Source organism: Paenibacillus sp. D51F (genome assembly GCF_053345695.1).
Genome location: NZ_JBKFAO010000009.1, coordinates 54,467 through 66,421, shown reverse-complemented (window position 1 = coordinate 66,421; position 11,955 = coordinate 54,467). Strand labels below are relative to the sequence as shown.

The window sequence follows — 11,955 nt, the reverse complement described above, 5'->3', positions numbered from 1 at the left end:
ATTATTTCCAATATATTATTCCTTTTCTTTAATTTTTTCAAAAATAAGAGAATCAAGCAATTTGCTTGAATCATTAGTTTCGAATAAGATTTGACTCCTCGCTTCCTAACTGCCGACGCAATGCTTGGAAATTAAAAATGACTATCTCACGAATCATCCGACTTGGACTAATGGCATCCGTGTAAAAAGAACTTCTTAGAGGCCCCAAAATAAATAAAATAAATCATCCAAAATGTTGTTAAAAACACCCGATTTAGAGTCGGGTGTTCACTCTGGTTATTAATTCAATTTCGTCAACAATCAGTCAACTCTACTATTTCCTTGCCTCTGTGTTTCACACTTCCGCTTCGCCTGTACTACTCCCCAAACCCGCTCCACCACTGAAATCTTAGCCCTCTGTACCCATCCCTCACCAACAAAGCCACCGATTCTACGTGTGTCGAGTAGACAGTGAGAACAGGAATTTTCTGAATGGTGTTTGCTCTGAATTTACTGTTATGCCTAAGAGATTAAATGTGGCACTTATTTTTACAGTTCGCTTCTTACTGTTTCTTGTATCATCAAATTATAATACTTATTGAGTTTGCATTTGATTTCCCTAGTATCCAATACTGATAAAGAGTTCTTGCAATCCCTCAAAACGACTACCATACATCGAAAAATAAGATCGAGAGAAAAAGAAGAAATAACGCTTTCTTCATTCTTGTCATCTAACAGCAAGGTAGAAATACCTTGGAGCAATGTTTCTTTATCGCTAATATTTCGTAAGTTTAATTTTCCGGAAACATAGTGAATCTCACTTGAACTGATATTTGATTTCTCAATTATTTTAATTAAACAACCATATACTACAGAGAGTCCATTGAGTTGGAATGTATTATGTGGTCTAATGTGAAAGAACTCTTGTAAGTTGGAAACGAAATCCAATAAAGCTTCTTCATTAGTTAAATTAGGCGTGGAGCTTACATATGTTGTTAAATCAAATCTTTTCTTAAATTCTTCAATAGACTGTCGCTTACGAAACATTTTTTCATTGCCGCTCTCATTCCAAAACATCACTTGTGGGATTAACTCCGTAACTAACCATTGATATGAAAATAAGGGACTCCAACAATCATTGCTCTCAAAATTGGATAGTTTGATATTCCAATAAAATTCATCAGTCCAAACTAACCATACATCATCATCTTTTGCTATCAAAAAATCTTTTTGTTCTACTTGCGGGAAGACAAATAACCTGAACTCCTCTTTTATTTTATCATATACTTTTAGCATTGAACCGCTCGCATCAAATATATGCCAATCAGAATCGCCATTAGCATAATCGAAATGCTTGCAAAATTTCTGGAGTGCAAACCATAATTGTCTTTTTATTTTAAACAAGCGCAAGCGATTTCCTGAACCAGTACTTTCAAAAATATCTCGATTAAATGATTTATATAAAAGCGTTGACTCTTCCATGTATAAATCATAAAAATCGTCAATAATTTCTAATAGTTGTACAACTTCATTCTTTTCAAGGGGGAGCCGAACATTAGCTAAATTTACATAGTAGGTATTTGGTTCAATTTCCTCAGAAAAATTCACAAAGCTTCTGAGTTTGTTTTCTAGCTTACTTTTAGCGCCTTCGAATAATTGATCCATTATCTGTTTGTGATTTAGTGATATCATGCAGTCCCTTAGCCTTAGATTACTAAAAGTTATTAAACAACTTCCCTTCATTTCAGGATAGGTAGGTAAAAATGCTGCTAATCTGATATTCGGAAAACTTCTTTCGTATGTGTAAGAATTCTCATCTTTATTGATTTTCCTTTTCAACTCAAAAGGCTTTTCTTTTGATAAAGCATTATATAATTCTTCCAAGTCCTTCTTATTTTCAGATATATTTAAACGCGCAATTAGTTTTGCTAATTCTTTATCATTCTTATACTCTTTTGATAATTGCTCAATTCTTTTTTTTACACCCTCTACTTTTTTAGCAGCACCATCATAGATACAATGCCCTAGAAATTTATGTGGATACTGATTTTTATTCTTTACTTGATTAACATTAGGAAAACAGGGAACTAAGTTATATAAGCTGTTAATTTTAAAATCGATAGGTAAACCCAGCTCTGAAATGATACCTTGAAGTTCTTCATTGTTTATAGATTCCGGAATAATATGGTCTATGTGCATTTCTTTGAATCTTAGAGGTAAGCCTTCATAAAAACATTTCCCTCCATACTCCAAGTATAAAGCCGCCCTTACTATATCATTATCTTTACTATAAGTGATGTTCATAAATCTCAACCTCATCTTTTGATTTTTTTTCGAATAGGTATCTACGTAATAAATGCTAGTGTGAAAATAAATATCAAAATTTTTGAAAGGCTTCTCAATAATTTTGATATTATACATGTGGAAAGAGATTCCCAAAGCATGAAATAGGTTTTGTTCGAATCAAATTTATTCGGATAAATTTATAATGCAATAATTAACTTTTCTGTTTTAGCCATAACTTCATTACCCTTTAACTCAATGTTGACCCACGGTTAAGCGAACACCTTAATAATAGACTCATTTTCTAAAACCTCTCCTTTAGCGACTTTCTCCTTAACTAGTTTGTTAGCGAGATTTTCACTTATCTGAAGGTTTGTTTGATCCTTTGATTCCGAAACTATATGTCTTTGGTTTGTAATATAGTTTTCAATTACTAGAGCCAAGAATATACTATTGACAGAAGAATTCGATTTAATGTGACATATTTCCTGCCTAGATAAGGCCATACAAAATTGAAGTAATAAAAAAGCATCATTTGCTCCAAACTATGGAGCAAATAGATGCTTAATTCATCATATATTCAGATAAATGAGGCTCTTATAATTACTTTCTGACCAGCGACACACAGCACTCCACATGTACGGTTTGCGCACTGTATACACAAATAGCTAAAAAAAGAAGTCAATGCGTTGGATACTTGCATCTACAGCCACATCAACCCTTTTTACAAAACTGATGAGCAGCTCGGGTGTTAATTTGTCCGCATTTTCAATCATCAACTGTTCTTGTAGCTTCAGTCCTTTACCCGTAATCTGAGTTTGATTACGCAGTCGAAGGATTTGTTCTTGATGATCGGAAAGCGTTTTGTCGATTCTGTCGAGGATCTCATGGTACGCATTCTTGTCGAGATTCCCATCGACAAAGAGATCCTGTGCCCGATTTCTACGGGTAACCAATTCCATTACTTGATCTTCAAGTGAGGCAATTCGTATGTTCGCCTGGCAAGCGCTCTCCGGATCAATGTCAATGTTGGTGTAAACCGCCCTCTTCAATTTTTCCAAGACCTCGGTAGCCAGTTTAGCCTCATTAACGGAACGCCGGGAGCACTTCAAACGTCTCGTCCTTATGTAGCGGCCACATGCATAATGGATATGCCCCCATGTACGTGCGATGCAATACATACTAGCCCCACAATCCCCACAAAACAATACGTTAGTGAACAGTCGCTCCTGCTGGGACTCCCACTGTGCGAACATGGCCCACATGGACAGTTTTGTTGACCAGTCATTCAGATTCGTATCGATTCCTTCAATTTCCGCCACAAAACGAATGTTCAACCGAACCAGTTGTTCTACTTAATGGTGAAGATCCGCTATCTTCCTCCCAAAACGGGTAAGCGACTTAACCCATACTACATCGAACTTCTTTTGTCGGACGTCTTTTACCAAACGAATAAACTCCGTCCGTTTGTCTAACTTCAAACCGCTCTGACGCTCTTTGTAGACATCATAGATGATCCACCCATTGCGGGAGATTGCTTCGAATGCTCCTCCTTCCTGATTATCGAGACTTGTGCTTTGTGACTCGTTGTGGGTACTGACCCGTATATAAACAGCGACCCGCAAAAGAATGATCCTCCTTTTTGCGGGTATACAGACATATATTCATTTTTCCCATTATGCGGCTGCAGCAGACATCGACGGGCTGCATTCAAACTCAATCTTACTTACATTTCCGTTCACGTCGATCCATATTTTACGAATGAGGGCATTCACAAGAATGGATGGTTCCTGACACAGTGCATGAATGTCCTCCAAAGAAAGGGAGGGAACAGTTTTAAGCTGTTCGAGCAATTCCTCGTACTTGTCTTTTTCGGAATGAACCCGTGTCATTTCAAGTTCATATTTATTTGTTAGAAAAGCTGCCCGATCTTCGGAAATCTTATCCTCATATTTGTCATCCTCAATTCGCCAAATTTTATTTTCAATCTTCCGAATTTCCCTATTGTAACTGGTCACCTGACTTTTGTAGCCTTCAATCAAACGTTGTATTGAGCGAAGGTAGGCATTTTAGATTGATGTCAAAGATATTGCTGCCGCAGATCGACTTCCACAATTCATTACTGTTGACAGAGTGCCGCCCTATACATCCATGTCCCAATCTCGCTTTCTGGTGGTGAGTGGAACAGATATAATGAGGTTCGCCCCACGAACGCTCAATTTAATGCATAGATTGTCCGCAATCCACACAGAAAAGTTTGTCTGAAAGAGCATCTTGGTTCGTGGTCAGGAAATCAACAACTTTTCCTTTCTTGCCACGACCACGTTCATCCAAAATGCGCTGTACCAGATCAAATAATTGTCGATCCACAATTGCGGGAATCTGATCCTCCTCAACCTTTTGCAGCTGTGGTCAATTCAATATTTGCTCAAGTGCCTTCACGGCATATGGCTGCATGTTCGGCATAACGTGAGAGTAAAAATCCAGCGTCGCCGTGATCGACGAATAGCCGAGGAGCTCCTCCTTTGGATGAACACCGACGCTGGGCATTAGGGAAACACAAGTATGTCCATTTACCTACACTCCTCAACCTAAAATTCGACATGATGGAGGGATTTCCTTCCCCCAACAGTTTAAATGGAGGCTTCCTCTCCCATGTAGTACAAATTCGATGCTAAGTTCGGATTATCCCTTTATTGACTCAACAAGTATGCGAAAGTCGTGGTCTATGATCACAGACTTTGCTATTCCAACGGATACGATCCATTTGAATACAGCCCAATACTAGGACGGTTTTTTCTCAATCCATTATAAAACAAAATCGACTAACTGACTCCGAAGCAACCCGCTCCTGGTCCAATTCCGGAATTGGACCAGGGCCTTGAGCCTTGGTCGCAAGCCACAAATATAAACGGACACCAGAAGACGAACACATTGAAGTTGCTCACATTATTACTCATTAAATAACACTCCGACAGGCAAAGTCAGGGGGTTTGTTTATTTCAGGACTTCAAAAAATTTTGGTATCATTCCACATCCATTCAAATTGCGCATCCCACTCTTTGGCCATGACCGGATCCGATATTTTCACCAGCACCTCGTCGTTCGTCGTAGTCGCAGCGGCGGAGTAATTATAAGAGCCGGTCGTGAAGACGCTTTGGTCTGCAATCGTCACTTTCAGATGCATGAGGCCTTTATGCGTGTTTTGCTTGATCGGAATCTTATCATTGGCCAGCAGTTCAAAGCTTCTGATTGTGTTTTTCCTGTGGCCTCCGTTCGATCCGTGATGACACGCACAACCACGCCCCGCTTCCTCGCCTCCTTGATAGCCTTCACGATTTCGGGATACGTGATGCTATAAATGGCAATGTGAGAGTTGTTTTCGCTGAATCGCTCACGTCAACCAGGAGCATATCCTGATGTTGGCCAACCTGAGTAAATGCGTATGTGATTGCTGGTTTTTTACTGGAGTCGAGTGCTGGGTCAATTGGAGGCTGCTACCCAGGAGAAACAGATGGTGCTGCACTTATTGGCGTCGGTTGGGTACTGGTTGCTGGTGTACCGCTTGGTGCTTGGCTTACCATTGTTGGATTGGATGAAGAGGTACATCAGGTCATAACGAACACGAATACAAAGAGCAATACGACTGCTTTTCGCATGATTTCCTCCAAATCTGTTTGCATCTATAATAAAACAATAGATCGAGAGATGCTGTAGAAACCTGTCCTAAATATAAAAACCCATGATAAAATGGTAAAAAAGTGTAGATATACATCTCGTCTGCAGCCCAAAGGAGTTGTCGATAAACATGACAGAGCCTTACTCGTCCGACTCACCTATACATTCGCCAGAATTAGATAAATTTGGCCGTTGGCCTTTTGCACAGCGTGTAGCTAGAGTCATTGCGGAAAGGAAGGACCCCAGCAGTATAGTTATTGGTATTTACGGCGCCTGGGGAGAAGGAAAAACAACTGTTTTTAACTTTATTGAAGAAGAATTAAAAAATGATGGAAATACCGTTTGTCTACATTTTAATCCTTGGAGATTCGGCGAAGAAGAGCAGATGTTAAAAACCTTCTTTTTTGATTTAGCCACGGCTGTAGATAGAACAATCATCTCAAAAAAGGAGAAAATAGGTGACTTTATTAGGAAATTTGGTAAACCAACCGCAGAAATTTTTGGAAAAGGCCGAATAGCAGAAGGCGTCTCCTCTTTTTTTTCTGCGGCAGATTTAGTTAAATTACGGCAGCGGATAGAGGATACGTTACAACAAGAAAAACGTCGTGTTGTGGTTTTGGTTGATGATATTGATCGCCTTGATACACATGAAATTCATGCTGTTTTTCGTCTTGTAAAACTAACAGCAGACTTTAAATATACCGCATATGTGCTTGCGTTCGATCATGAAATGGTTGCCTCCGTGCTTCAAGAACGCTACGGAACTGGGAACAAACAGTCGGGAAAAGCTTTTTTGGAGAAGATAATCCAAGTACCTCTCCAACTGCCTGCTGCTGGTGCTATATCTCTACGGAAATTTTGCTTTGATGGAATTGAACATGCATTGACACAATCAGGAATTGAATTAAATGATGAGCAAAAACAAGCTTTCGTAAATCATTTTATTAGAGGAATTGAAAGGCAACTTAAAACCCCAAGGCAAGCGAAACTCTATTCGAACATTCTCACTTTTTCTCTACCTATTTTAAAGAGTGAAGTGAACCCAGTAGATCTTATGCTCATTGAAGCAGTGCGAGTTTTTTATCCTGAGCTTTATGAAATTATTCGTACAAATTCTGATTTGTTTCTAAATGAGCAATCCACTGTATTCAGGAAAAAAGGTGAAGAAGAAAAGGAAAAATTGAAAAACAAAATTAGGTCGTCACTCGTGAACTACTCAGAAGATTCATTTAAAGATGTTCAGGAATTATTAAAGTTCCTATTCCCACGACTTAATGATTCCTCCTATGGCTCATCTTGGGATAAAGTATGGGAAAAGAATCAGCGGATCTGTTCTGATAATTATTTTAACCGGTATTTTTCTTATACGGTTCCTGAAGGTGATATCGCTGATCAAGAAATTTCTAAGCTAATTACAGAGACAGCAAATAAGTCCAAAGAAGATATTCAAAATTCTTTGTTAAATTTACTTAATGAACAAAATGCTGACTCATTTATCATGAAGCTCAGGGGAAGAGTTAAAGATTTCAACAACTCTGCTGCAGAAGTAATGATTAGTGCCTTAGTTCCTTTAGGAGACAATTTTCCACACACCGAAGCCTTGTTTGATTTCAGACTTCCTTTTTCACAAGCTGCAATGTTGATCAATGATCTCATTGATTTAAACGATGATAGGGACGAAAGAATTCGACTATCGACTGAGATGATTAAAAATGCCACTCCACTCTCTTTTGCATCGGAATGCTATCGTTGGTTAAAACGAGATACTGTAGATCGACCTAATCCAAGAGGCTTTTCCGCAGATGAACAAGCGAAGATTGCATCGGAATTAGCATTAAGAATTGCTGAAGAATTAAAACAGCAAGGTGAGGACTTCATAAAAAGAAATGAGAAGAATGTACTTCATTTGTTATTCATTTGGAATAAATTCGGAACTGAGAATGAAGCTAAAAATTTCATCAAAGAATTATTTGAAAAAAAAAACAATCTTTGCTATGGAATTTTTGAGACTATTTTTACCCACCGCTTGGGGTTCAGATGGTATTGGACGTACCGCAGATTTTGAACGGGAACAGTATAATTCAGCTGTTTCTATTATAGATCCAGAAGTCATTCTTTCTGCCCTCCAGTCTATTTATGGTGACCAACTTCAGTCAGATGATTATCCTTATAATGAAGATATGCCAATTGACCTTAGAACAGCTCAACAGTTTTATTTGGTACATAAACATGTCGTAACCGAGAAACAAAATGGAAACACTACTGAAAAATGAAGTTGAGTAACAATGACTCAACAGGGAGGATTCTAATGAACAAGCTAAATGAGTATGTAAGCGATCTCACTACAGCTTCAAGGAATGGGAAACTTGTGTTTTTTGTTGGTGCAGGGCTTTCAGCTCTTTCAAACTACCCGCAATGGCGGGAACTGGTTGACAAATATCATGTAGGACTATATGGAAAATCCAAAGATGACAAATACTCATCAGACGAATATTTGCGTATTCCACAAATCTTCTATGATGTAAAAGGAGAAAACGAATACGACAGAATCCTTGAAGAAGTTTTTTCTGTGGAAAGGCCAACTAACTCGATACATGACAAGATTCTAGCATTAAGCCCTGTTCATATCATAACGACAAACTACGATGACTTAATTGAAAAATCGTGCTGGAAACGAGGTCGGTATTTCAGTGTGATTAGCGCTGACCATGATGTCGCAAAAGCGACTTCCTCCAGATTTTTGCTTAAAGTGCATGGGGATTTCCGACGAGGCTACAAAGGTAAGCACGTTGTATTGAAGGAAAGTGATTATGTCAATTATGAACAAAACTATCCACTGATCAGCAATCTAATGAAAACTATTATGGCTACACACACAATCGTTTTCATTGGATACGGATTAGGAGACTATAACATTAATCTGTTGCTCAACTGGGTGAAAACATTACAGAAAGACGGGTACAACAAGCCATTTTTCATTCGAACCGACCACCAACCTATTGAAGAAAATACTGCCGTATACTATGAGACAAAAGGACTCCGCATCATTGATTCCGCCAATCTTGGGGAGACTGAGGAAATGGACTATGCGATGCGTTACGATACGGTAATGGATCTTCTTATTGAGTCGAGAGAAAACGGTTTAATTTCAAATGATGATGAAGTAGTTGAGTTTATCTATCAAAAGCTGAGTCCACTTTTCGCACTTCAGAACATTCGGAAACTAGATCTTAATACTGTTTTCGAACACGACTATCATTTCGAGGTTAATGGCACAGTTGTGCCACATAAGAACAAGGGTTTTGGATATATGGAGAGATTCTTCGAACTGAAAACAAAAGGTGTAGTTAGTATTTCGGAATTGTTAAAACAGAAATTTGAAGAAGTTTCTATGTTCTTCAATCAGAATGGAATCCTTGGTATGCTAGATGGCGCACAACCCTTAAATTTTTCATTCAGTATTGAAAGTCCAGCATATGATAGTAACTTTGATGAGATGGAAAGACTTATCCAACAACCCTCGACGAGTCTTGAAGAAGATTATCGAAAAGCATTCTACTTATCTTGTCTTGGGAGGTGGGAGGAGGCGTACAACTTTTATTCGGATCTCCTTTTGAGCTCTATAGATGAATCGAGCTGGTGGATACATTATCTTTCGCAGATTAATAGGTATCGCTTGTATCAATCCATCACTCAAACGGCCAAGCGTCTTGGCGGCTTTGGCTTGTTATATTATGGACAGCATTACCGGCCCTTCTCGGATGATTTCCTGACTCGTATAGACAGGGAGATGAAGAATTTTGACATTAATGATATCTTCGGTAGCATGCCGCATGAATTCCAAGATAAATATTCAATCCTAGAATTCCTTAGTGATAATAAGTTTCTGTACGATGATACTGTAAAACTGTTTGAATTAACCAACAAGGTGCGCTCCGAAATTAGCAAAGGCAGCTACTCGATGGGAATGACGGCTGACCTCGAGGTGCAACTGCGTCTTGACGACAATCTAAGGTTTTTATACGGGAACAGCTTGTGGTCGTCTTCCTTTCACGAATTTAAACAGTACATGAGGAACTCACTAATACTTCATTTCGAAAAGGCTGAATATGAGAAAACCAGGGACATCGATGATTTCGGTTTCTCAATGGGAGCAGGTGAATCAGGGTTCTATGTAAACTACTATGACTTTGTTAATGTGGCAAAATCATTCACCATTGATGACATCAAACACATCGAACGGAGTTGTAAAATCGAACAAATTGAATTTCGAGACAACGAAAAAATTGAAAGTTTTCTAATTCGTTTGGCTGAAGAACTGATCAAGCGGTTATCGGGGGATGGTGTGAACATAGTTTTTTATAATCGGATCATTCCAGAAGCCACAGTTGCTTTTTATTTCGCTAGATACGTGAAGCTTTCTACTGCAGCACTTACGACAATTTTTAAAACATTGTTGTTCTACTTTTCTGAACGTGATTTAGATGTAGGACAGCGATATTTATGGACTCAACGACTTACCATCAGTAATGGATTGCCAACTGAAGTTATTGCTGTTATTGAACAATATTTAATTAGTCAGGCAGATCGGCATCAGAACAGCGAGTTTTCTGAACAATCGACGAATAACCTTTATTCAAAACACTTCGTTGGTTTGATTCGGCATTTCAACAAGGACTTTATCTCAATCGATTTATCACAGTATGCATTGAGTCTATTATCAACTATGAAGAATCAAATTGATTACATATACCCTTTATCGCCAATCCTTTCGGCGGATGCTAAAGGACATTTACTCAGGCTCAAGAAGATTGACGATATCAATGGATTAATGGACAGTGTACGAATCGGTATAGTCGAAAACATTACTGATTACGAAGATTTGATCATCAAATATATGGAGGATCGGATGTCAAATACTCTGACGGAAAGAAAAAATGGTGTTATTTCAGTTTATGGTAACAACTATGTTCCAACGTTCGGTGTTTGGTATTTTCTCGGCGACTTCAGAGATCCGAAGATGAAGAACTTTATAGGTTTTAATGACGAGTACGACCTCTTTGTCGAGCCGGAGTCCTTCGACTACAATAAGTTCAAGCCAATCTGGCTAAAGCAATACAGCGAAGTTGTGCTGAAGAACATGGCTGAGAATGAACATATAAGGCCACATCTTATTGAAGTGCTCAAGGAACGCATCAAGAATACAAACGACAAAAATTACCTTGAGATCTTTATGAAGCACTTCGTAAAATAACTCCTCCTTATGTGTCAAAAAAGGAAGCAACGTTACAGGAAAAATTGTCTCGCAGCCGTCTGAGCCAACTACCACAACCATAAATCATTTAAACGAACGGCATCGAGATTGATGCCGTTCTACCTTTTGCAAGATATATCTGGATTAACCTTTTAAAGAATTGCCACATACCTCTAATGCATTAATCTTTTTCTCAACTCCTTAATTTTTTGAACTTGTATATAATGAGCCGCACATAACAGTGAATTGACTTTTTTATGCTTAATCTGAAAACACTTTATTAGTGTTTCACCGTCTAATGTGACATAAATTTATTCATGTATACCTGATGCATGACGCACAGGAACTCGCAGGTTACCCATTTGGTTCGAGAGCTGATACCATTGCTGTCGAATTGCTAAGGAGCAGGTATAAAATTTTCCGCCAACAGACTCCCTTTAGGAGTGGCATAACCAGATCGTGAGGCAACTGATGTCTACGGTGCACCTCTGATACTGTACGTTTGTAACCATTATTGCACTAAGTCGGTCATTTATACCGGAGAGGCCGCCATCCCGCCATACGTGCAGTACCACATTTTACATCAATTTTACATCAACTGCAGACTGAACTGACCTCATCAAACCAGCGATTCTATGGGAGTTCGGCTCCTTTTTTTAAATCACTTGAGAATAATTGCATCGACGAACGCTTTATGTTAACGATTACCTTTCCTTTTTAGACACAAACAGTTTCACTGAACTATTTTAGGAAACTGGAAC

The 11,955-nt window shown here is 38.6% G+C and carries 6 protein-coding genes and 1 pseudogene; 2 read left to right on the top strand and 5 right to left on the bottom strand.

Annotated features, from left to right (window positions below; genetic code table 11):
- Positions 1-528 precede the first annotated feature (528 nt).
- The 5 genes and pseudogenes from ACLBWT_RS16905 to ACLBWT_RS16885 form a co-directional block, all read right to left on the bottom strand.
- The gene (locus tag ACLBWT_RS16905; protein WP_447664302.1) at positions 529-2,283 is read right to left on the bottom strand and encodes a hypothetical protein; all 1,755 of its coding nucleotides are present in this window, start codon (positions 2,281-2,283) and stop codon (positions 529-531) included.
- A gap of 647 nt (positions 2,284-2,930) precedes the next feature.
- Positions 2,931-3,599 carry a zinc ribbon domain-containing protein gene (locus ACLBWT_RS16900; protein ID WP_447664301.1) on the bottom strand — a complete coding sequence of 223 codons (669 nt, stop codon included), beginning with the start codon at positions 3,597-3,599 and terminating at the stop codon, positions 2,931-2,933.
- Between the two features lie 18 nt (positions 3,600-3,617).
- Positions 3,618-3,887 (bottom strand): recombinase family protein, encoded by a 270-nt coding sequence (locus ACLBWT_RS16895; RefSeq protein ID WP_447664300.1) that lies wholly within the window; start codon positions 3,885-3,887, stop codon positions 3,618-3,620.
- Positions 3,888-3,938: 51 nt separating this feature from the next.
- Positions 3,939-4,280: a hypothetical protein gene (locus ACLBWT_RS16890; protein WP_447664299.1), complete on the bottom strand. Its 342-nt coding sequence runs from the start codon at positions 4,278-4,280 to the stop codon at positions 3,939-3,941.
- 992 nt (positions 4,281-5,272) lie between these two features.
- Positions 5,273-5,598: pseudogene (locus ACLBWT_RS16885) on the bottom strand (phospholipase D-like domain-containing protein).
- A 472-nt stretch (positions 5,599-6,070) separates the two neighbouring features.
- Between ACLBWT_RS16885 and ACLBWT_RS16880 the strand changes: the two are divergent.
- Together ACLBWT_RS16880 and ACLBWT_RS16875 are read left to right on the top strand one after the other, a co-directional pair.
- Positions 6,071-8,005: a KAP family P-loop NTPase fold protein gene (locus tag ACLBWT_RS16880; protein ID WP_447664298.1), complete on the top strand. Its 1,935-nt coding sequence runs from the start codon at positions 6,071-6,073 to the stop codon at positions 8,003-8,005.
- Between the two features lie 243 nt (positions 8,006-8,248).
- On the top strand, positions 8,249-11,194 hold the full coding sequence (locus tag ACLBWT_RS16875) for an SIR2 family protein (RefSeq protein ID WP_447664297.1): 2,946 nt from the start codon (positions 8,249-8,251) through the stop codon (positions 11,192-11,194).
- Positions 11,195-11,955: the final 761 nt, after the last annotated feature.